Below are 22,261 nucleotides of genomic sequence, written 5' to 3'. Positions count from 1 at the left end.
TATGACCATGAAACTGAATTTCTCTTTATACCGTTACAATCCAGATGTCGACCAGAAGCCTTATATGAAGGAATACACCCTAGAGGTGGATGAAGGTTCAGACATGATGCTTTTGGACGCGCTTATTCTGTTGAAAGAGCAAGATCCAACTATCTCATTCCGTCGCTCATGCCGTGAAGGTGTATGTGGTTCGGATGGTTTGAACATGAATGGTAAAAACGGCCTAGCATGTATCACTCCGTTGTCTGCGCTTTCTGGCCAAGACAAGATTGTGATTCGTCCGCTGCCTGGTCTACCTGTTGTTCGTGACCTGATTGTAGACATGACTCAGTTCTACGATAACTACGAGAAAGTGAAGCCATTCTTAGTGTCTGATGGCAATGTACCACCGGCACGTGAAAACTTACAAAGCCCTGATGAGCGCGCGCACTTAGATGGATTGTACGAATGTATCATGTGTGCATGTTGTACTACATCTTGCCCATCGTTCTGGTGGAACCCTGACAAATTCATCGGACCAGCAGGCCTACTTGCAGCTTACCGTTGGCTAATTGATAGCCGAGATACAGCGACAGACGAACGTTTGTCCGATCTTGATGATGCATTTAGCGTTTTTCGTTGCCATGGCATCATGAATTGTGTAAGTGTTTGTCCTAAGGGATTAAATCCGACGAAAGCTATTGGTCACATCAAGACCATGTTGGTGAATCGTTCGGTTTAAGTTATATAAAAATTGCCGCCCTAGAAGTTTTGGGGCGGCCTTTTAATAGCTCGGCATAGACCGCAGCAAACGTGAAAACTACTGGTTAAGGGAAAATATGCACAACGGCGTGATGAAGGCATGGCTCGAGTCTTCACACTTGGCTGGCGCCAATGCAACGTACGTAGAAGAACTCTATGAACTGTATCTAAGTGACCCAGATTCGGTAAGTGACGAATGGAGAAGTGTTTTTGAAGAACTGCCTGTGCAAGCTTCAGAGACAGTGGAACAACCACACTCTCGTGTTCGTGAATACTTCCGTCGACTCGCTCAAGAAACAAAGCATTACAGTGTCCAAGTTAGTGATCCAGATGTCGATGCGAAACAAGTAAAGGTTCTGCAACTAATTAATGCTTATCGATTCCGAGGGCATCAATCAGCAAATCTAGACCCCCTAGGTTTATGGAAAAGAGATACAGTTGAAGAGCTGGACCCTTCTTTCCACACTCTTACCGAAGATGACCTCAATGAGACGTTTAACGTCGGCTCTTACGCGATTGGCCAAGAGACGATGGTGCTTAAAGATTTATACAAATCTCTAAAGCAGACTTATTGCGGTTCTATTGGTGCTGAATACATGCACATGACAAATACAGAGCAAAAACGTTGGATTCAACAACGTTTAGAGTCTGTATCGGGTCAACCCTCTTTCAATAAAGAAGAAAAGCAAGCTTTCCTAGAAGAGCTAACTGCAGCTGAAGGTCTTGAGCGCTATCTTGGTGCGAAATTCCCTGGCGCAAAACGCTTCTCGTTGGAAGGTGGTGATGCGCTTATCCCAATGACGAAAGAAATTATTCGTCATGCGGGCGGACAAGGCATGCGTGAAGTTGTTGTTGGTATGGCTCACCGTGGTCGTCTAAACATGTTGGTCAACGTGCTTGGTAAAAAGCCACAAGACCTGTTTGACGAATTTGCGGGCAAGCACGATGACACGTGGGGGACTGGTGATGTGAAATACCACCAAGGCTTCTCAGCGGACTTCGCAACGCCAGGCGGCAACGTTCACTTAGCACTTGCATTTAACCCATCTCACTTAGAAATCGTAAACCCGGTAGTTATCGGTTCAGTACGTGCACGTCAAGATCGCCTTGGTGATAGTGACGGTAGCCGTGTACTTCCAATTACTATCCACGGTGACTCAGCTATCGCAGGTCAGGGTGTAGTGCAAGAGACGTTTAACATGTCTCAAGCTCGTGGTTTCTGTGTAGGTGGTACGGTTCGTATCGTTGTAAACAACCAAGTTGGTTTTACAACGTCTAACCCACGCGATACTCGTTCTACGATGTACTGTACTGATATCGCGAAGATGGTTCAGGCTCCGATTTTCCACGTTAACTCTGATGATCCAGAAGCGGTTGCGTTCGTTGCGCGTCTTGCATTGGATTACCGTAATACGTTTAAGCGTGATGTTGTTATTGATTTGGTTTGTTACCGTCGCCACGGTCACAACGAAGCCGATGAGCCGAATGCAACACAGCCTTTGATGTACCAAAAAATCAAGAAGCATCCAACGCCACGTAAGCTTTACGCTGACGTGCTAATGGAGCGCGGTGAGTTTGGTATTGATACAGCAACTCAACTAGTTAACGAATATCGTGATGCACTTGATCACGGTGAAGTTGTGGTTAAAGAGTGGCGCCCAATGGCACTTCACTCTGTGGACTGGTCTCCTTACCTAGGTCACGACTGGAACATCGAATGGGATAACAAGATTGATATCGAGCGCCTGAAAGAGCTTGGTACCAAACTTTGCCAATACCCAGACAGCCATAAGCTGCAAAGCCGAGTCAATAAACTGTACAACGATCGTACTGCCATGGTGAATGGTGAGAAACAAGTCGATTGGGGTATGGCTGAAACTCTGGCTTATGCAACACTGGTTGATGACGGTAAGCGTATTCGTATCTCTGGCCAAGATTCTGGTCGTGGTACGTTCTTCCACCGTCACTCAGTACTGCACAACCAATCAGATGCAAGCACGTATGTTCCTCTTGCGAACATTCATGACAAGCAAGGGCCATTCCAAGTGTTTGACTCGGTATTGTCTGAAGAAGCGGTACTGGCATTTGAGTATGGTTACGCAACAGCAGAGCCAAGCGGTCTAACCCTTTGGGAAGCACAATTTGGTGACTTCGCAAACGGTGCACAAGTTGTTATCGACCAATTTATTTCGTCAGGTGAGCAAAAGTGGGCACGTCTATGTGGTCTAACTATGCTGCTTCCTCACGGTTATGAAGGTCAAGGCCCAGAGCACTCTTCTGCACGTCTTGAGCGTTACCTTCAGTTATGTGCTGAACAAAACATGCAGGTTGTTGTTCCTTCAACACCAGCTCAGGTTTACCACATGATTCGCCGTCAGGTTGTTCGACCAATGCGTCGTCCTCTGATTGTAATGTCACCTAAGTCATTGCTTCGTCACCCTCTGTGTACTTCTTCTCTGGAAGATTTGGCAGAAGGTACGTTCCAACCAGCTATCGCAGAAATTGATGATCTGGCTCCTGAGAACGTAAAACGCGTCGTGTTCTGTTCAGGTAAGGTTTACTTTGACCTACTTGACCAAAGACGTAAGAACGAGCAAGACGATGTCGCTATTGTGCGTATCGAGCAACTTTACCCGTTCCCTTACGAGGACGTGAGAGCTGCAATTGCACAGTACACGAATGTAGTCGATTACGTTTGGTGTCAAGAAGAGCCTCAAAACCAAGGTGCTTGGTACAGTAGCCAACATAATTTCCGAGCTGCTATCCCAGTGGGTGCTGATATTCAATACGCAGGTCGTCCTGCATCAGCATCACCAGCTGTTGGCTATATGTCGGTACACTTGAAACAACAAAAAGCGTTAGTTGACGACGCTTTGACCCTACTTAAGAACTAGAAGTAAAAGGAAAATACGCACATGACAATTGAAATTCTGGTTCCAGATTTACCTGAATCTGTGGCTGATGCAACAGTTGCTACTTGGCACAAAAAACCGGGCGAAGCGGTTGCACGTGATGAAGTCATTGTAGATATCGAAACAGATAAAGTAGTTCTAGAAGTACCGGCTCCTGAAGCGGGTGTTCTGGAAGCTATCATCGAAGAAGAAGGTGCTACGGTACTTTCTAAACAGCTTCTGGCTAAAATCAAGCCGGGTGCTGTCGCTGGTGAACCAACGAAAGATACAACTGAAGATACAGAAGCTTCTCCTGATAAGCGCCACAAAGCAGCTCTTACAGAAGAGAGCAACGACGCACTAAGCCCAGCTGTTCGCCGCTTGCTTGCAGAGCACAACCTACAACCAGCTGACGTTAAAGGCACTGGTGTTGGTGGTCGTATTACTCGTGAAGACATCGACGCACACCTAGCTGCAGCGAAAGCGGCTCCGGCAGCAGCATCTGCACCAGCAGCAGCTCGTAGCCAAAAACGCGTACCTATGACTCGCCTACGTAAGACAGTTGCAAATCGTCTTCTAGAAGCAAAGAACAGCACAGCAATGCTGACTACTTTCAACGAAGTGAACATGAAGCCAATCATGGACCTTCGTAAGCAGTACAAAGACCAATTCGAGAAGCGTCACGACACGCGTCTTGGCTTCATGTCTTTCTATGTGAAAGCAGTAACAGAAGCGCTAAAACGTTTCCCAGAAGTGAACGCTTCTATCGACGGTACAGATATCGTTTACCACAACTACTTCGACATCAGCATGGCAGTATCAACGCCACGTGGTCTAGTAACTCCAGTACTGAAAGACTGTGACACACTAGGTTTCGCTGACATCGAAAAAGGCATCAAAGAGCTAGCAATCAAAGGCCGTGACGGCAAGCTAACTGTTGATGAGCTGATGGGCGGTAACTTCACTATTACAAACGGTGGTGTATTTGGTTCTCTAATGTCTACGCCAATCATCAACCCGCCTCAAGCGGCAATCCTGGGTATGCATAAAATCCAAGATCGTCCAATGGCTGTTGATGGCAAGGTAGAGATTCTACCAATGATGTACCTAGCGCTTTCTTACGACCACCGTCTAATCGATGGCCGTGAATCAGTTGGCTTCCTAGTGACCATCAAAGAGCTACTAGAAGATCCTGCACGTCTGCTATTAGACGTTTAGTATCGCTAAAACGTCTAGTTAGCTCAGTTAGCTAGACGTAAAAAGTTTCAAAGGCTAGGCTGCTCAACGTCTGGCCTTCACTTGAACTGTAAAGCCATTAGAAAATGGACAGCAGTTTATTTGAGAAGACCCTACAGACGTAACACAGGAAACTGTGTCGTTATGGAAATAATAATCCCTTAAGGGAAAATAAACGGAATATCAAAATGAATTTGCATGAATACCAAGCCAAACAGCTGTTTGCAGAATTCGGTTTGCCTGTACCAGAAGGTTTCGCATGTGATACTGCACAAGAAGCTTTCGAAGCTGCAGGTCGTATCAGTACAGCCAAGAAAGTCGTTAAGTGTCAAGTACACGCTGGTGGCCGCGGTAAAGCGGGCGGCGTAGAGCTACATGACACGAAAGAAGGCGTTAAAGAGTTTGCACAAAAGTGGCTAGGCAAAAACCTAGTAACTTACCAAACAGACGCTAATGGTCAGCCTGTAACAAAGATCCTAGTTGAAGAAGCATCGAACATTGCTAATGAACTTTACCTAGGTGCTGTTGTTGACCGTGCAACGCGCAAAATTGTATTCATGGCGTCAACTGAAGGCGGTGTGGACATTGAGAAAATCGCTGAAGAAACTCCAGAGTTGATTCACCAATCAGCGATTGATCCTCTAGTGGGCCCTCAAGCTTACCAAGGCCGTGAACTTGCGTTCAAACTTGGTCTAGTTGGCGATCAAGTTAAACAGTTCGTTAAGATCTTCATGGGTCTTGGTCAAATGTTCTCTCAGTACGACCTAGCTCTACTAGAAATCAACCCGCTTGTAATTACTGGCGAAGGCAACCTGCTTTGTCTAGACGGCAAGATCAACATCGACTCAAACGCGATGTACCGTCAGCCTAAACTACGTGAAATGCACGATCCATCTCAAGAAGATGAGCGCGAAGCACACGCAGCACAGTGGGAACTGAACTACGTAGCACTAGATGGCAACGTTGGCTGTATGGTTAACGGTGCAGGCCTTGCGATGGGTACGATGGATATCGTAAACCTACACGGCGGCAAGCCAGCAAACTTCCTTGATGTAGGCGGCGGCGCGACAAAAGAACGTGTAGCTGAAGCATTCAAGATCATCCTTTCTGATGACAATGTTAAAGCAGTACTAGTAAACATCTTCGGTGGCATCGTTCGTTGTGACATGATTGCTGAAGGTATTATCGGTGCGGTTAAAGAAGTTGGCGTAACAGTTCCTGTAGTTGTTCGTCTAGAAGGTACTAACGCAGACCTAGGTCGCGAAGTACTTGCTAATTCTGATGTTGATATCATTGCAGCTGAATCTCTAACAGATGCTGCTCAGAAAGTTGTTGCTGCTGCGGAGGCGAAATAATGTCTGTATTAATTAACAAAGACACTAAAGTAATCTGTCAGGGTTTCACTGGCGGTCAAGGTACATTCCACTCAGACCAAGCTATCGCATACGGTACGCAAATGGTTGGTGGTGTTTCACCTGGTAAGGGTGGTCAAACTCACCTAGGCCTTCCAGTATTCAACACAGTACGCGAAGCAGTAGAAGTAACTGGCGCAACAGCAACCGTTATCTACGTACCAGCACCTTTTTGTAAAGATGCAATCCTAGAAGCGATTGATGCAGGTATCGAACTGATCGTAACGATCACTGAAGGTATCCCTACAACAGATATGATCGACGTTAAGGTGAAGCTAGAAGAAACTGGCGTTCGCATGATCGGTCCTAACTGTCCAGGTCTTATCACTCCAGACGAGTGTAAGATTGGTATCATGCCTGGTCATATCCACAAGAAGGGTAAAGTAGGTATCGTATCTCGTTCAGGTACTCTGACATACGAAGCAGTTAAGCAAACAACAGATGAAGGCTTTGGTCAGTCTACATGTGTTGGTATCGGTGGTGACCCTATCCCGGGTTCAAACTTCATTGATATCCTAAAACTTTTCCAAGAAGACCCAGAGACTGAAGCAATCGTAATGATTGGTGAAATCGGTGGTACTGCGGAAGAAGAGGCGGCTGAGTTCATCAAAGCGAACGTAACTAAGCCAGTTGTTTCTTACATCGCTGGTGTTACTGCTCCTCCGGGTAAACGTATGGGCCACGCAGGCGCAATCATCTCTGGCGGTAAAGGTACTGCTGAAGATAAATTCGCGGCACTAGAAGCAGCAGGCGTTAAGACAGTTAAGTCTCTTGCTGACATCGGTAAAGGCCTACGTGAAATCACAGGTTGGTAATCAGTTCACTTTTATCGAGTGAGATAGAAGCTAACTGAACGATATTAAAAAGGCTTGGTCACTGACCAAGCCTTTTTTGTATGTCTTCAATGATACGAGATACGAGATACGAATCGTATGATTACGCTCGGGTCTTCACCATTTGAGATAGCATAAACATCGCAGCCGCACTGATAACCACAGACGGGCCTGCAGGCGTGTCATAGAACCAAGACAGGCTTAATCCACCGAATACAGAGATAGAGCCAATAATCGATGCGAGGAACGCCATCTGCTCTGGTGTATTAGAGAATTTCCTTGCTGTTGCTGCAGGAATAATCAATAGCGATGTCATGATTAGTGCACCCACAAACTTCATACCGACAGCAATCACGATACCAACAAGCAGCATCAAAATCAGACGCATTAAATCAATGTTGATGCCGTCAACAGCCGCGAGATCTTCGTTAACTGTTGTTGATAATAGTGGTCGCCAAAATATAGCCAGTACCAGTCCAATTACAGCGGCACCTGCATAGATGAACACTAAATCAGTCGGAGATACCGCCAGCAAGTCACCAAATAGGTAGCTCATCAGATCAACGCGAACATTATCTAAGAAGCTGACAGCAACCAAACCAAGTGATAGTGCACTGTGCGCCAAAATACCGAGTAGGGTATCGGTCGCGACAAGCTTTTGTTTTTGCAAGGTCACGAGCAACACAGCCAGCATTAAACAACAGATCAGCAGTGCGAAGTACAAATTAATATTGAACAGGAAGCCAAGCGCTAAGCCCATTAGAGAGGCGTGTGCAAGGGTGTCACCAAAGTAAGCCATCTTGCGCCACACCACGAACGAACCCAGTGGGCCAGCAATAAGAGCAATGCCTAAGCCTGCAAGAATAGAAGGTAGAAGAAACTCAAGCATTAGTGGTGATGTCCGTGTTTATGGTTGGAGCAGTCGTGCACATCCCCAGAAACTGGCTGGCCTGCCAAGTCATGGTGATGGTGGTCATGTTGGTGGTGGTAGAAAGCCAAACTCTCTTGAACCGCAGTACCAAATAGCGCGATATAAGAAGGGTGATGTTTAATATCAGCTGGTGAACCCGAACAACAGATGTGGTGATGCAAACAGATCACATCGTCTGTTTTTGCCATCACTAAATGCAAGTCGTGTGAAACCATAAACACAGCGCAACCAAAGCGGTGACGAATGGAATCGATCAGATCGTAAAGATCGATTTGGCCTTGTACATCAACACCTTGTGCGGGTTCATCGAGAACGAGCAGATCGGGTCTTTTCAATAGAGAGCGAGCGATCAGCACGCGTTGGTTTTCGCCACCAGACAGTTGATGCATGTTGCTTTTCATTAGGTGCTCAGCGCCCACTAACATCAAAGATTCTAGAATTTCTTGTTTGCTGAATTTTCCGGTGAGCTTAAGAAAACGCTCTACATTAAGAGGCAGAGAGTCGTTCAGCTTTAGCTTTTGAGGAACGTAACCAATTTTTAGTTTTTTTGATTTGGTGATCTTTCCGGAATATTTGTGCTGGAGCCCCAGTAGTACCTTAACTAAGGTTGATTTTCCCGCGCCATTTGGCCCAATTAGGGTAGTGATTCTGCCACGCTCTAAATTTAGAGAGATGTTGTCTAAAACTTTTCGACCGTCAAATTCGACGCTCACAGAATCTAGTTGGATTAAGTTATCCATGAATAGAACTCATTTGCAATTCGCTAATGTTATAATGTAACATTTACCTCAAGCCTAAGCTACTTTTCTATTATCGAGGGATTATGTCACGTTCATCTTTTATACTTGCTACTTTGCTTTTAGCGCCAAGTGTTGCAAGTGCCAATACTATTTTAACAAGTTTTAAACCAATTCAAATGATTGTGACGGAATTAACGCAAGGCGTTAGTGAACCGGGCGTGCTGATGAACAGCAACGCTTCGCCGCACGATTATGCGCTTAAGCCATCTGATGTGAAAAAGGTTCACAGTGCAGACATGGTGGTTTGGTTCGGTCCTGACCTAGAAGCCTTCTTGACGAAAGTGATTGGTTCAAAAGAGAACGTTATCCAGATCAGTGAGATCCCTGGTATTAACTTGAGAGAGTTCGGACATGAAGATCATGATCACGATGCTCATGAAGGACATAATCACGGCAGCCATGATCCTCACTTCTGGTTAGGTATCGATCAGGTTGAGGTAGCAGCAAAATACATCTCAGCTAAGTTGATTGAATCTGATCCTGACAACGCAATGGCGTATCAAGAGAACTTAGATTCATTCTTGATTACCCTGAAAGAAAAACAGCAGTCAATTCGCGAGCAACTTGCACCAGTAAAAGACAAAGGTTACTACGTGTTCCATGATGCGTATGGCTACTTTGAGCAAGAGTTTGAGTTGAACAACCTAGGTCACTTCACGGTAAGCCCTGAACGTAAACCGGGTGCAAAAAGCCTAATTGCTATCAAGAAAACCTTAGTACGTGAGAATGTTCAGTGTGTGTTCTCTGAGCCTCAGTTTACGCCTGCTGTCATCGAATCAGTGACGCGCGGAAGCAATGCGAAGCAAGGTCAACTTGATCCAATCGGTTCAACGGTTGAAGTGAAGAGCGGAAGTTATTTCGATTTTCTTCAACAAGTTACAGACAGCTACACTAACTGCCTAAGCGCTAAGTAATCGCTAGAGAGTATTCCTTACTCTACTTTGCTCTCGTTAATTTATGAATCATGCCGCTTTTTGCGGCATTTTCGTGACCGCTAAGATAAAACCTTCCAACAAATCGCAAACCTCCTTTCTCCTTTGTTAATTTCCGCTAAAATAGAAAGATAATAATAAGCACAAAAAAACTCAGTTTTTGTTGAAGCAACGATAGGTCGTTGCGGTTAGCGAAACTTCACGTGTTGTTGCTGTTCAGGATTAAAAGTTGTATCAGATTATCTTCAGAATGTTCATGTTAATGAGCATTTCATTTAGCGTTCTTGCGGTAAATACATCACCTTCTGTTTTCTACCCTTTGCCCGTTCAAGCGCAAGGTAACTTTCTTGCGGCCAAAAATCTATATCTCGGTGCCGGAGGCGGGCTTTGGGTTCACGATGTTCATGGAAAAGTACTTTTTTATGATGGTCGAACTCTGCTTCCGAGAAAGGGCAGTTTGTTGCAGTTTTCCTCTGAAAATGTGGCGTTCCTGAATGATGAGTTTTGGACTTTTTTCGGTAATGAAGTGTATCGACACAGTCCGGGCATTGGTAACGAACTGGCGTTTAGCTTAAGCCCAGGCGCTGAGATCTCGAACATAGGTGCGTCCGGCGACTATATCTGGGTGACCGATGGCAGTAATTTTTATACCTACAACACTCAGACCTTAGAATTTAATACTTACTCATTGCTCAAGTTGTATCGCTACAACAACAGCAGTGACATTTCGATCAATGACGCTGAGTGGGTGCTATCAAAATGGGTACTAGCGACCAGCTCAGGCGTTTACCTTTCAGAAAATCAAGAATTTACCCATGTAACAGCCTCAGAGAAGAATCACATAGAGACGGTCTATTTTTCGAATGCGAGACGTGAGTTAGTGATTGGCACCTTAAAGGGGGCGGTGATCGTCGATCTCGCGAATCCAGATAAAGAGGTAAAAGTCAGTGGCTCTCATGTTCTTTCACTGGCTGAAACCTCAGACCAATATTGGATTGGTACCGAGCACGGCTTGATTAGCTACAACTTCATTACGGGTCACGTTACGCGATTCGAACAAGCGACTAACCAAGACTTCTCGTTACCGGGTGAGAAAATATACTCGCTGATCAACGACCACGCTGGTGGCATGTGGGTGGCGACCAACAATGGTATTCGCTACTTTTCACTGTTCAGTAAGACATTCTCAAGAACACCATTAACCGGAATGGGGATGCACTCGAGCAGTGTAGTGATCAACAAAGTGCAACCTGTTAGTGACCACTTATCTTGGGTTGCTTCTTCAATGGGGCTCTATTTTGTCGATTCTCAAAGCGAAGAACGCCCGGTTCGTGTCTATTCGGATTCTGTACGGGATTTTGTCGTCTTTGGTTCTTCGATTTGGTTGGCTACCGAAGAAGGTATTATTAGCTTTAATACAGAAACACTAAAACCTGAAGCACTCGATTTACCGAGAGCGATTGATGGAGTGCACGTTGAGAACTTTGCACTTCAATCTAACAACCTACTTTGGATGACCTCTGGGCAGAACCTTTATTCTCTTTCTGTTGATACGATGAATTTAACGGGCTATGGCATTGATTGGTTAGTCGATAAGTTTTTGCCAGCCAAAATCACCGATCTCAATATAGGGTTACAAGGTCGAGTCTATATAGGCACAGACCACGGTTTCTACTCTTTTATTGATAAGCGAATCAGCTTTAGTCGCTCAAGCGAACGATTTGGCAAAGTCGTTGATATTGAAAAAGCCAAAGATGGGGCTCAATGGTTCGCAGGCAGTTACGGCGTGTATCGAATTCCTTATGACAGTTCAGCGATTCAAGAAATCACCCTCGTTGAAGATAATATCAGCCCTAACTGTTTGATCAGCGATGACAATGGAGTGTGGTTAGGGTCTTCGAAAGGCATCAGTTACTACGGTCTAGATGGGCAACTGCATAAACACATCGGCTCTCCTTTTGGATTGATTACCAACGAACTGGCTGAAGGTGCGTGTGCGTTGTTTTACAGTGAAGAGAGTCAATCTTCACGGCTCGTTTTAGGTTCAAAGTATGGTGTGGTGAGTGCATTATCGAATGAGTTATTGGTATCCACCACCCCTCATAGTCGTGCGTTGCTGAGTAAGATTAGCGTTGACCAACAAACAGTATCCTGGGGTGGTAAGACTGCCGACTTAGCTGAGATCCCTTATGGTTCATCAATTGGCTTCAAGTTGGGCATTTTGCCTGCGACCTTTGCTCCTGCTATGGAGTATCGACTGAGTGATGATGAACCTTGGAGTGAGTTTGAAGGGGGCTTGTTAACGCTCGATCATCTTCTTCCTGGGGACTACACGCTTGAAGTAAAGCCAGTGAAGGACTCCCATTACCGCTTTGTCTCAACCAATCAAAGCTTCTCGATTGCAGAACCTTGGTATCTGAGTAACTGGGCGGCAGCGAGCTCTCTTATCTTGCTCATCTGTGTCGTGACTATCTTGGTTTTTTGGCGTTCTCGTTATGTTACTTTTGCCAACAGACACTTAAAAGCGCAAGTTGCACTAAAAACCGATCAGCTGAGACATCAGAGCCGTATCTTGCTGACGACCAATCAACAGCTTAAAAAGCAGCTATCGGTTAAAAATGCGCTTGTGTCTCACACCGCTAAAGAGCTTTCTTCTGAAGTGAATAATATCGCGGCCATGCTCCCGAATTGGAATGATGAACAAGGGAAGTCACCTATCTTGACCTTGAAGAATGGCTTAGCTCAGTTGAGTAATAGCCAGCAAGGTGAGGGAGCGGTTTGTTACGACATGATTTTAATCTTGGAATCGGTGCTTAAGGCTTGGAAAGATGATTTAGTGAAAGCCGGCATTGAACTGGACATTAAAGTCGAGACCAAGCAGCGACATGTCTCCTTGTTGTATTTTAATCTCGATATAATCTTCAATAGCCTAGTGGCGAGCATCATCAAACGTAACTTTAAGTCGCAGAGCATGGTTGTGCTCGTTGAAGAGGTAAAAGGGCACCTTGTTGTTACGATTCGAGATCATGGGATGCCTTTTCCTAAATTAGCGTCAAGCATCAGTGATAACAACGGTAAATCAACTGACCTTAATATTGAGAAGCTTCCTTTATTGATGAATCAGAGCGGTGGTGAGTTGAACGCCTTTGTGTCTGATTCTCAGAACAAGGTTCAGCTTTCTTGGCCGATTGAATATCAGGTGTTGGATGATCTTGAAGCAAGTACAATAGAACAGATTGAAACCATTAAGCTTGCAGCTTCAACGCCAGAACAGCAAAAGTTGACTGCTGAACAAGAATGGAAGAATAAAGTATCGCAGCTTGTTAGTGCGCACTACGCTGATGCGGAGTTCGGTACTGCAACTGCTGCTAAGTATCTGTTCATGTCGGAGAGAAGTTTACAGAGGCGCTTTAAGCTGGCTTATAACAAGACCTTTAAAGAACACTTGAATGAAGTGCGACTCGAACATGCGTGTGAGCGACTTCTTGCAGGAGAGAAGATCTCAGATGTTGCGTTTGACTCGGGCTTCAATGACCCTTCTTACTTTAGCCAAAGGTTTAAGCATCACTTTGGTATGTCTCCGTCTAAGTTTGCTGAAAACAGCGAGGAGTAGTTCACTGCGGATTCACTCTACTTTCACATAGATAAAGATACTCTAAGCCTCGACATTCGTGTCGGGGTTTTTTTATGTTCCTACGAGATACGAGATACGAGATACGAGATACGAGATACGAGATACGAGATACGAGATAACGAGAGTTGGAAGTTTAGAAATATGTTTGGGATAAACAAGAGGAAGAAAAAAAATATCGTGGTATAGCCGGGGGGACTATACCACGGGTGCCAAAGACACCTTCGCTTGCTGCCGGAGTGATATGGCAAGCCACATCACCTCTGGAATAAAATTAAAGAGAAGGAGTTTCTCTTCGATGGAGTAACTATACGTTCAGGTACTTATTTTACTTATAAAATTAACGACAGATGGTCATGAGAAAACTGACATTATTTTAACTTGTTGATAATAAATGGCTTTATTCTAATTTGAGTGGTTCGTACTAGTGAGGTAGTTCTCGTTGTTTGTTGAAAGTAACGTTTTTGACGTAAACGTTTTTAACGAAATTTACGAGCATGTATTTTCGAAAACATTGATTTCACACAATGGAATTGTGGTCATGTATGTGTATCATGCTCGTAATAACAATCTTTCTCATTATCAGTCACGAATTGGGTACTTATGAAACTCTCACAACTAGAGCAAGGCAAAGCGGCTTCTATTGTTGCACTAACAGGTTTAACACCAGAAGTTAGAAAAAAACTTATGGTCATGGGCATGTTGCCAAAAACCGAGGTGACGTTGATTCGCCGTGCACCTATGGGTGATCCGCTTCAAGTTGAAGTGAGAGGGGTTTCAATCGCCATTCGTGAAAGCATCGCAGAACAAATCGAGGTTATCTAAATGGATTATCAAGTTCTAACCGTTGGTAACCCGAATAGTGGTAAAACAACATTATTTAATGCACTAACTGGTGCTAAACAGCACGTTGGTAACTGGGTTGGTGTAACCGTAGAAAAGAAGACGGGCGTATATTCGCACGCTGGTGATCAGTTCCAGCTTACCGACTTACCAGGTATCTACGCACTAGACAGTGGCAATGACGCGAACAGCATCGATGAGTCGATTGCATCTCGCGCGGTTCTTACTCATCCGGCAGACGTGATCATCAATGTGGTAGACGCAAGCTGTCTGGAACGAAGCTTATACATGACATTACAACTGCGAGAGTTGGGTCGCCCAATGATTGTTGTATTGAACAAAATGGACGTACTAAAGCGTGAGCGTCAGGTGATTAACCTTAAAGCGCTTGAGAAAGAGCTAGGTTGTCCTGTATTAAGCTTGTCTGCAAACGACAAAGGCCAAGTGGTTCGCTTTAAAGAACGACTACATAAATTGCTTGTTCAAGGAGTGAGCCTTGATCCTATCTCTATTGATTACGACGCAGCATTAGAAGCTCTTATCCCTTCTGTTGAATCACAATTTGATGATGCTCATGTTTCTCACCGAGCTCTGGCAATTCGTGCTTTAGAAAATGATTACTTGGTATTGAATGGACTGGCTCCTCAAACTCGTACTCAAATTGATGGCGTACGTCTTGGTGCTGATTTTGATATCGACCTTGCAGTCGCTGACGCGAAATACACATTCTTACATGACCTTTGTAAACGTGTTCGTCGCAGCGAAGGCAAGCTAAGCCGCAACTTCACAGAAAAAGCAGACCAATTCATTTTGAATAAATGGGTCGGTATTCCTTTCTTCTTTGTGATCATGTACCTGATGTTCATGTTCTCTATCAATATCGGTAGTGCATTTATCGACTTCTTTGATATCGGCGTTGGGGCAATCTTGGTTGATGGTGGACATCACTTATTAGATGGTCACTTACCTGTTTGGCTAGTCACTATATTGGCCGATGGTATCGGTGGTGGTATTCAAACCGTTGCGACTTTTATTCCGGTTATTGCAGCTCTTTACTTGTTCTTAGCAGTGCTTGAAAGCTCAGGCTATATGGCGCGTGCGGCGTTTGTACTTGATAAAGTCATGCAGAAGATTGGTTTGCCGGGCAAGGCGTTTGTACCACTAGTGCTTGGTTTTGGCTGTAACGTACCTTCAATCATGGCAACTCGTACTCTTGACCAAGAACGCGAACGTAAACTGGCTGCATCAATGGCGCCGTTTATGTCATGTGGTGCTCGTCTTCCGGTATACGCACTGTTCGCAGCGGCATTCTTCCCTGGTGCTGGACAAAACGTGGTATTCGCTCTGTACATCATGGGTATTGTTGCTTCTGTGTTTACGGGTCTGTTCCTTAAGAACACCATCTACCCGGGTAGCAGCGATAGCTTAGTAATGGAAATGCCAGATTACGAATTACCGACAGTGCAGAACGTAATGCTTAAAACGTGGCAGAAGCTGAAGCGCTTCGTACTTGGCGCAGGTAAAACAATCGTGATGGTTGTGGCAATCCTGAGCTTCTTGAACTCACTAGGTATGGACGGCAGCTTCGGTAATGAAGACAGCGAAAACTCTGTGTTGTCTAAAGCGGCACAAGTTGTGACTCCTGTGTTCCAGCCAATTGGTATTACTGAAGAAAACTGGCCTGCGACGGTTGGTATCATTACAGGTATCTTCGCAAAAGAAGCCGTTGTCGGTACATTAAACAGCCTATACACAACGCCTTCTGATGAAGAAGCGGCTGAATTTGATTTAGCAGCAAGCTTGCAAGAAGCGGTGATGACGATTCCTGAAAACCTGTCTGGTTTGAGCTACTCAGATCCACTAGGTATTGAAGTGGGTGATTTATCTGACTCTGGCTCAGTGGCTGAAGATCAAGAAGTCGATTCATCTATCTTTGGTAACCTGAAAGACAAGTTTGTTTCTGGCCATGCTGCATTCGCATACTTGATTCTTATCCTGCTTTACACGCCTTGTGTTGCTGCGATGGGTGCTTATGTACGTGAGTTTGGTCAGACGTTCGCACGCTTCATTGCAGTTTGGACGATGGCGCTTGGCTACTTCGGTGCGACTTTCTATTACCAAGCGGCAAACTTTGCTGCACACCCAGTGACAAGTGCTGTGTGGATGGTGGTAATTGCTGGTGGCTTTGTGGTGACATATCGCGTGTTCAAGAAAATTGGTAACAAGCAGAAAGCGCTAGAGGTGCAAGTCGTATGATCTTAACTGAACTTCATCAATACATAGACAGCCAAGGTGTTGCGGCTCGTAAAGAGCTTGCTGCAAAGTTTGGTATGAGTGAAGATGGCGTCGATGCGATGCTGGGTGTGTGGGTCAAGAAAGGAAAAATTTCTCGCTTGGTTGATACTAACAAGCATGGCCATACAACGCGCATTCGCTACACAATCAGCAAACAAGATGGCCTGTCGCTTAACGTGATGATGTAGTTCAGAGCTGCATACACTCGTTGAGAACGACGAGGTTAGAAAGTTAAAAAGCCGCTTATCTATTTTAGATAAGCGGCTTTTTGTTATGGGTCTTTTCTGAATTGTCTGCTTTAAAGCTTAACGAGAGGCTCGAATTACGCTTTCTTGAAGATAGAGCTCAGTGACAGCACGTTTTGAATACGGGTCAGAATAGCGGCTTGATCTTCTTCACTGCGTTGTTCGCCTTTGGTGTTACCCCATACAGGGCCTGGCCACGCGATGTCATCTTTGAAGCGTGCGATATGGTGGATGTGCAGTTGAGGCACCATATTACCTAGCGCGCCTAGGTTTAGTTTATCTGGTTGGAATGTGGCTTCTAGTGCTTGGCTTACTGCTTGAGATTCATGTAAGAACTGCTGTTGTTCTTTCATTGGTAAGTGGTGCAGTTCTTTTAGGTTGGCACGTTTTGGTACCAGAATAACCCAAGGCACAGCGTTGTCTTTGTGCAGCAGCGCAAGGCTAAGAGGGAATTCGCCAATAATGGTGGTGTCTTTTGCCAATTGAGGATGAAGTTCGAAGCTCATGATCTTTCCAATTAATTGTTTTAGTTGAGTATAAGGTTGGAACAGAGATGTGGCTAGCGCTTCGCTCTCAATAAGCAGATTCCCTATCACGTTCGTCCCTCACTGTAGGGAATGACGGTTGGGGATAGTGACAACGAATTGGTTTATTGGTGTTACGTGCTTTTAGGATACTCCCTATCGCGTTCGTTCCTCACTGCAGGGAGTGACGTGTTGGGGAGAGTGATAACGATTTGGTTTGCTGTTGTTACGTGCTTTTCGGATATTTCCTATCATGTTCAATGGTATGGACTCCCCACCTTAACTGACAGTGTCAGCTAAAGTTACAGGTGCGAACCAAAACAGGAGCCCATACTATGAATAAATTTAACACAATCTCGATTGATTTAGCCAAATCCGTCTTTCAAGTCGCGGTATTTAACCGCCATGGAAAGCGTAAGTTGAACCAAGCTATGTCTAAAAGAAAATGCTAACGGTCATCAGCCAACACCCTGGCGCGACCATTTGCATAGAGGCCTGTGCGGCATCTCATTATTGGGGACGAACGTTTCAAAGCCGTGGTCATACCGTCAAAATGATACCTCCCAAAAAGTGAAGCCATATCGCTGTGGTAATAAGAACGATGCTAATGATGCTATCGCGATTTACGAAGCTTCCTTACGCTCCGATATTCATGCGGTACCAGTAAAAACACCTGAGCAGCAAGATATCGCTATGCTGCTGAGTTTAAGACAAAGCTATATAAAACAACGCACAGCAGTAAGTCTACGGATCCGTGGCTATGCAGCGGAATGTGGAATTACCTTCCCACAAGGAGCCAATAAACTGCGAGAACCGCTCCCTCTCGTTATCGAAGATGCAGAGAATGAATTAACACTGACAACTCGATTCGTTCTCCGAGAATTACATGCTCAGCTACTAAGTCTTGATGAGCCTATCGAGAGAGTTGAATCGCAACTTATAGACTTTGCAAAGCAAATACCCGCTTGCCAGTTATTAATCACTTTACGAGGTGTACGTTGGGTGATTGCAAGTGCCATTTTTCCCGCCTAGGTGACGCTTCGGCCTATAGAAATGGGCGAGGGGCTAGTGCGAGCTTAGGTTTAGTTCCGGCTCATACTGGCAGTGGTGGTAAGAACAAAAACCACGGAATAAGTAAATCAGGTGATAAAACCTTACGCTCTCTTGTCGTTCATGGAGCAAGAGCAGTGGTAGCGAATATACGAGATAAAGAAGATCGCTTAAGTTGCTGGATACGAAACTTGTTAGAAAGAAAGTCGTTTAACCAAGTAGTTGTCGCCCTTGCTAACAAAACGATCAGAATGGCTTGTGCCATGCTGAAGAGCAATCGATCTTATAATGAAACGTTACTCGCTTAACAATTGATTTTATAAGGTTAAGGGAGACATCAATCCCCCATGTAAGCAAGTAAATTATGGTAAAGAGTGAGCATAGCAAGCAAGAGAAACTCTGAGAGGGACGAAGGTGATAATACACCACACGCTCGATAAGAACTTTTGCTGAGTGGATTAAGCCATAGAGGTTCGGGGTAGCTCCCCATAAAGAAACCGAATATACGTGCACTTGCGTACCTTTACTCGTTTCCTTGCAATACTAGGGGAGTCCATATACGTCCCTCACTGTAGGGAATTACGGTGGAGGAGAGTGATAACGAATTGGTTTGCTGTCGTTACGTGCTTTTAGGAGATTCCTTATCATGTTCGTCTCTCACAGTAGGGAGTGACCGGTTGGGGAAAGTAATAGCGATTTGGTGTGGCTTGATAGTGCATCATTGATGCTATCTTGGATTCACGGCACCTATTCCCGTCATCTCCTAGAGCGACGAAGGAGCGTAGTAGGAGATCTATTGCTGAGGAAGTTGGGGGGTATCAGAGCGTGCTAATAAAACGTAACCGCCAGATAAAACAAAAGGTTGACGCTTTCACGTCAACCTTTCTAATTACTCGAATCTCGAATCTCGAATCTCGAATCTCGAATCTCGAATCGCTTACATGCGCTCTAGAGTATCGATACCTAGAAGCGATAGACCTTGCTTGATAGTCTTCGCTGTTAGTGCAGCAAGCTTCAGACGGCTCTGTTTCACAGCTTCATCTTCAGCAACTAGGATAGGGCATGCTTCGTAGAAGCTAGAGAATTGACCCGCTAGTTCGAACAGGTAGCTACACATGATGTGTGGTTGACCTTCACGAGCAACAGACTGTACCGCTTCTTCAAATTGTAGAAGTTTCGCGATAAGTGCTTTCTCTTTCTCTTCAGTGATTTTGATTTCACCTTCAAGAGAGTCCATAGAAACGCCAGCTTTAGCGAATACAGAAGCAACACGAGTGTACGCGTACTGCATGTACGGTGCTGTGTTACCTTCGAACGCAAGCATGTTGTCCCAATCGAACACGTAGTCAGTAGTACGGTGCTTAGAAAGGTCTGCGTACTTAACCGCTGCCATTGCAACTGTGTTCGCGATCGCTTTCTTCTCGTCTTCTGCTAGTTCTGGGTTCTTAGATTCGATCAGTTGTGCAGCACGAACTTCTGCTTCATCAAGAAGGTCAGCTAGACGAACAGTACCACCTGCACGAGTCTTGAATGGTTTACCGTCTTTACCTAGCATCATGCCGAATGCGTGGTGCTCAAGAGACACAGATTCTGGGATGTAACCTGCTTTACGAACGATAGTCCAAGCTTGCATTAGGTGCTGGTGTTGACGTGAATCGATGAAGTAAAGAACACGGTCTGCGCCTAGTTCTTCAAAACGGTATTTTGCACAAGCAATGTCGGTTGTTGTGTAAAGGAAACCGCCGTCGCGTTTCTGGATGATAACGCCCATTGGGTCACCATCTTTGTTTTTGTATTCGTCTAGGAATACAACTTGTGCGCCGTCATCTTCTTTAGCAAGACCTTGCTCTTTCAGATCAGCAACGATAGTTGGAAGCATGTGGTTGTACATGCTTTCGCCCATTACATCATCACGTGTTAGAGACACGTTTAGACGATCGTAGTTGCGTTGGTTTTGAATCATTGTTACGTCAACAAGCTTCTTCCACATCTCTGCGCAGAACTCGTCGCCGCTTTGCAGTTTAACAACGTAGCCACGTGCTTTAACTGCGAACTCTTCGTCTTCATCGTAAAGCTTTTTAGATTCACGGTAGAAGCCTTCAAGGTCAGCAAGTTCCATTGAAACTTCACCAGACTCAGCCTGAACGCGCTCAAGGTTTGCGATAAGCATACCGAATTGAGTACCCCAGTCACCGATGTGGTTAGCACGGATAACGTTGTGGCCTAGGAATTCTAGAGTACGAACTACCGCATCACCGATGATCGTTGAACGTAGGTGACCAACGTGCATTTCTTTAGCAACGTTTGGCGCAGAGTAATCCGCAACAATAGTTTGCGTTTCAGCAACTGCAACACCAAGGCGAGAGTCAGCCAATGCTGCGTCTGCTTGTTTTGCTAGGAAAGCTTCATCTAGGAAGATGTTTAGGAAACCCGGACCTGCGATTTCAACTTTAGACGCGATACCGTCTAGGTTTAGAACGTCCAATACTTTTTGAGCAAATTCTCGTGGGTTAGTGCCTAGTCGTTTAGCAACGCCCATAACGCCGTTTGCTTGGTAGTCACCAAACTGTGGTTTTGCAGATTGACGAACAGCAGCAGGAGAGCCTGCAGGTGCGCCAGCGGCTTCTAGAGCCTGAGATACTTTGTCATTAATAAGTGCTTGGATATTCACACGCGTTTCCTTCAATTCAAGGATGATAAGAGTGGCCGTTAATTCTTGGTCATTAAATTGGTTAATTATGCTTCTAGTTAACGATTTAATGCCAAAATCAGCAGCAGACTCTGTTTAAGTTCACAGAAATGGCGGTAATCATACCAATTTTGTGCGGTTTCTTATAGGTCGAATTGATAGAAAATTAACATTTCCTCAGGGGTTTTTGACAAACAACTTTTGCCAAGCCGAGTTTGAATGTTTAAGGAGTCGAATGAGCATACTTATTGAGTCTATTTTGCAAAAGCAACGCTTGTTGAAGAAAGCAAAACTGATAACATGCTGCCATTAATTGGAGAATACAGACAATGACGATGAGCCTCAAGCAAGCCGAACTCGAACCACAACAAATGATTGCCCGCCTTGATACGTTTATGGCGAAAATTGAGAACCTAGGAAATACACTGGGTTTGGATTTAAGCTTTGCTCAAGCGGATCATATTGCGCTTAGAATCAATGAAACTGAGCTGGCGAAATCTGCGCATCAAGCATGGTCTGAATACGGTTCCACAATTTCAGAGGCGATGATCAACGGTCGCCCAATTGTGGTGTTGGCTTTCGATGAACCACTGCAAAGTCTTGGTTGGAAGATTGAATGCTTAGAGTTGCCATACCCGGCAGAAGGCAAGATTTACCCGAGCCAAGATTGGGAACATGTTGAGTTCGTGATTCCTTCTCACGCACAAACGGCTGATGAATATTTAGCGGATCTTAAAGAGACTTACCCACAGTTCGCTGCTAAGTTCGACTCTTTGGCTGAGCAAGGTATTAAGATCAAACTCTCTAGCCCGAAAGGCGAGGGTGAACGTCTGAATAACCCAACGGTTGCATTCAAGCATCAAGGTATTTGTATCAAGCTGCACCCACACTCGTTGAAGAAGATTGTGGAGTCAGAGCAAGCTTAGTTTTAGTCGATAGTTTAAAGGGGCGAGATTCCTGATCTCGCTTGGGCTCGTCGGAATGACGGAGTTTGCCGGTTAGTGGCTGTGTAGGTCTGCTAACTACCGCGAACGCTTTTAAAATATAAAGTTTCTAGATAGAGAGTTGATGGTTGAACATCGTCATTCCCGATAGCGACGAAGGAGCGTCGTCGGGAATCTCATAAAGCGATTGATGATTAACCGTTTGTTTTTAGCTTGCAGGGAATAGATTCCTGATCTCGCTTAGGCTCGTCGGAATGACAGATG

At 45.0% G+C, this 22,261-nt stretch carries 17 protein-coding genes; 13 read left to right on the top strand and 4 right to left on the bottom strand.

The genetic code is table 11. The annotated features are described in order from the left end of the window. Window positions 1-7: 7 nt before the first annotated feature. From ITG10_RS03175 to sucD, 5 genes are all read left to right on the top strand, one after another. Entirely contained in the window at window positions 8-721 is a 714-nt protein-coding gene (locus ITG10_RS03175) for a succinate dehydrogenase iron-sulfur subunit (protein ID WP_010436773.1), read from the top strand. 97 nt (window positions 722-818) lie between these two features. Continuing rightward, window positions 819-3,635 (top strand): 2-oxoglutarate dehydrogenase E1 component, encoded by a 2,817-nt coding sequence (sucA, locus tag ITG10_RS03170; RefSeq protein WP_017630648.1) that lies wholly within the window; start codon window positions 819-821, stop codon window positions 3,633-3,635. 21 nt (window positions 3,636-3,656) lie between these two features. Then, complete coding sequence (gene odhB, locus ITG10_RS03165; protein ID WP_017630649.1) at window positions 3,657-4,850, top strand: 2-oxoglutarate dehydrogenase complex dihydrolipoyllysine-residue succinyltransferase; 1,194 nt, start codon at window positions 3,657-3,659, stop codon at window positions 4,848-4,850. Window positions 4,851-5,056: 206 nt separating this feature from the next. Further along, window positions 5,057-6,223, top strand: a complete 1,167-nt coding sequence (gene sucC / locus ITG10_RS03160) for an ADP-forming succinate--CoA ligase subunit beta (RefSeq protein WP_017630650.1) — start codon at window positions 5,057-5,059, stop codon at window positions 6,221-6,223. Then, window positions 6,223-7,095 carry a succinate--CoA ligase subunit alpha gene (sucD, locus tag ITG10_RS03155; RefSeq protein ID WP_004734209.1) on the top strand — a complete coding sequence of 291 codons (873 nt, stop codon included), beginning with the start codon at window positions 6,223-6,225 and terminating at the stop codon, window positions 7,093-7,095. The genes sucC and sucD overlap by 1 nt, the downstream gene beginning before the upstream one ends. Before the next feature lie 121 nt (window positions 7,096-7,216). Here the strand turns inward: sucD and znuB are convergent, their stop codons facing one another. Both znuB and znuC read right to left on the bottom strand, forming a co-directional pair. Beyond that, window positions 7,217-8,002, bottom strand: coding sequence for a zinc ABC transporter permease subunit ZnuB (gene znuB / locus ITG10_RS03150; protein WP_017630651.1), 786 nt, complete (start codon window positions 8,000-8,002; stop codon window positions 7,217-7,219). Next, window positions 8,002-8,784, bottom strand: coding sequence for a zinc ABC transporter ATP-binding protein ZnuC (znuC, locus tag ITG10_RS03145; protein ID WP_248386700.1), 783 nt, complete (start codon window positions 8,782-8,784; stop codon window positions 8,002-8,004). Before znuC ends, znuB begins: the two co-directional genes overlap by 1 nt. A gap of 83 nt (window positions 8,785-8,867) precedes the next feature. Between znuC and znuA the strand changes: the two genes are divergently transcribed. The 5 genes from znuA (at window position 8,868) to ITG10_RS03120 (ending at window position 16,733) form a co-directional block, all read left to right on the top strand. Beyond that, on the top strand, window positions 8,868-9,758 hold the full coding sequence (gene znuA, locus ITG10_RS03140) for a zinc ABC transporter substrate-binding protein ZnuA (protein WP_017630652.1): 891 nt from the start codon (window positions 8,868-8,870) through the stop codon (window positions 9,756-9,758). Between the two features lie 268 nt (window positions 9,759-10,026). Further along, window positions 10,027-13,389, top strand: coding sequence for an AraC family transcriptional regulator (locus ITG10_RS03135; protein ID WP_248386818.1), 3,363 nt, complete (start codon window positions 10,027-10,029; stop codon window positions 13,387-13,389). A gap of 621 nt (window positions 13,390-14,010) precedes the next feature. Then, window positions 14,011-14,232, top strand: coding sequence for a FeoA family protein (locus tag ITG10_RS03130; protein WP_008221191.1), 222 nt, complete (start codon window positions 14,011-14,013; stop codon window positions 14,230-14,232). Next, on the top strand, window positions 14,233-16,506 hold the full coding sequence (gene feoB / locus ITG10_RS03125; RefSeq protein ID WP_017630654.1) for a Fe(2+) transporter permease subunit FeoB: 2,274 nt from the start codon (window positions 14,233-14,235) through the stop codon (window positions 16,504-16,506). Then, on the top strand, window positions 16,503-16,733 hold the full coding sequence (locus ITG10_RS03120; protein ID WP_017630655.1) for a FeoC-like transcriptional regulator: 231 nt from the start codon (window positions 16,503-16,505) through the stop codon (window positions 16,731-16,733). The genes feoB and ITG10_RS03120 overlap by 4 nt, the downstream gene beginning before the upstream one ends. A gap of 134 nt (window positions 16,734-16,867) precedes the next feature. Here the strand turns inward: ITG10_RS03120 and ITG10_RS03115 are convergent, their stop codons facing one another. Beyond that, complete coding sequence (locus tag ITG10_RS03115) at window positions 16,868-17,296, bottom strand: HIT domain-containing protein (protein ID WP_017630656.1); 429 nt, start codon at window positions 17,294-17,296, stop codon at window positions 16,868-16,870. 588 nt (window positions 17,297-17,884) lie between these two features. Between ITG10_RS03115 and ITG10_RS03110 the strand changes: the two genes are divergently transcribed. Next, window positions 17,885-18,346 (top strand): transposase, encoded by a 462-nt coding sequence (locus ITG10_RS03110; protein ID WP_248386699.1) that lies wholly within the window; start codon window positions 17,885-17,887, stop codon window positions 18,344-18,346. Continuing rightward, window positions 18,280-18,672, top strand: coding sequence for a transposase (locus ITG10_RS03105; RefSeq protein WP_348983555.1), 393 nt, complete (start codon window positions 18,280-18,282; stop codon window positions 18,670-18,672). The genes ITG10_RS03110 and ITG10_RS03105 overlap by 67 nt, the downstream gene beginning before the upstream one ends. 629 nt (window positions 18,673-19,301) lie before the next feature. Here ITG10_RS03105 and argS read toward each other — a convergent pair. After that, the gene (gene argS / locus ITG10_RS03100) at window positions 19,302-21,035 is read right to left on the bottom strand and encodes an arginine--tRNA ligase (protein ID WP_017633387.1); all 1,734 of its coding nucleotides are present in this window, start codon (window positions 21,033-21,035) and stop codon (window positions 19,302-19,304) included. 347 nt (window positions 21,036-21,382) lie between these two features. Here argS and ITG10_RS03095 point away from each other — a divergent pair, with 347 nt between their 5' ends. Next, on the top strand, window positions 21,383-21,979 hold the full coding sequence (locus ITG10_RS03095; RefSeq protein WP_017633386.1) for a VOC family protein: 597 nt from the start codon (window positions 21,383-21,385) through the stop codon (window positions 21,977-21,979). Window positions 21,980-22,261: the final 282 nt, after the last annotated feature.

This window comes from Vibrio sp. ED004 (assembly GCF_023206395.1).
Taxonomy (GTDB): Bacteria; Pseudomonadota; Gammaproteobacteria; order Enterobacterales; family Vibrionaceae; genus Vibrio.
The sequence above is the reverse complement of the archived record's forward strand: the minus strand, read 5'-3'. Positions and strand labels throughout refer to the sequence as shown.

Coding starts and splice junctions, on each gene's coding strand:
- ITG10_RS03115 (WP_017630656.1), bottom strand. CDS start 17,296: ATGAGCTTCGAACTTCATCCTCAATTGGCAAAAGACACCACCATTATT.
- znuB (WP_017630651.1), bottom strand. CDS start 8,002: ATGCTTGAGTTTCTTCTACCTTCTATTCTTGCAGGCTTAGGCATTGCT.
- ITG10_RS03120 (WP_017630655.1), top strand. CDS start 16,503: ATGATCTTAACTGAACTTCATCAATACATAGACAGCCAAGGTGTTGCG.
- sucD (WP_004734209.1), top strand. CDS start 6,223: ATGTCTGTATTAATTAACAAAGACACTAAAGTAATCTGTCAGGGTTTC.
- ITG10_RS03135 (WP_248386818.1), top strand. CDS start 10,027: ATGTTCATGTTAATGAGCATTTCATTTAGCGTTCTTGCGGTAAATACA.
- ITG10_RS03175 (WP_010436773.1), top strand. CDS start 8: ATGAAACTGAATTTCTCTTTATACCGTTACAATCCAGATGTCGACCAG.
- feoB (WP_017630654.1), top strand. CDS start 14,233: ATGGATTATCAAGTTCTAACCGTTGGTAACCCGAATAGTGGTAAAACA.
- znuC (WP_248386700.1), bottom strand. CDS start 8,784: ATGGATAACTTAATCCAACTAGATTCTGTGAGCGTCGAATTTGACGGT.
- znuA (WP_017630652.1), top strand. CDS start 8,868: ATGTCACGTTCATCTTTTATACTTGCTACTTTGCTTTTAGCGCCAAGT.
- sucC (WP_017630650.1), top strand. CDS start 5,057: ATGAATTTGCATGAATACCAAGCCAAACAGCTGTTTGCAGAATTCGGT.
- ITG10_RS03130 (WP_008221191.1), top strand. CDS start 14,011: ATGAAACTCTCACAACTAGAGCAAGGCAAAGCGGCTTCTATTGTTGCA.
- ITG10_RS03095 (WP_017633386.1), top strand. CDS start 21,383: ATGACGATGAGCCTCAAGCAAGCCGAACTCGAACCACAACAAATGATT.
- odhB (WP_017630649.1), top strand. CDS start 3,657: ATGACAATTGAAATTCTGGTTCCAGATTTACCTGAATCTGTGGCTGAT.
- sucA (WP_017630648.1), top strand. CDS start 819: ATGCACAACGGCGTGATGAAGGCATGGCTCGAGTCTTCACACTTGGCT.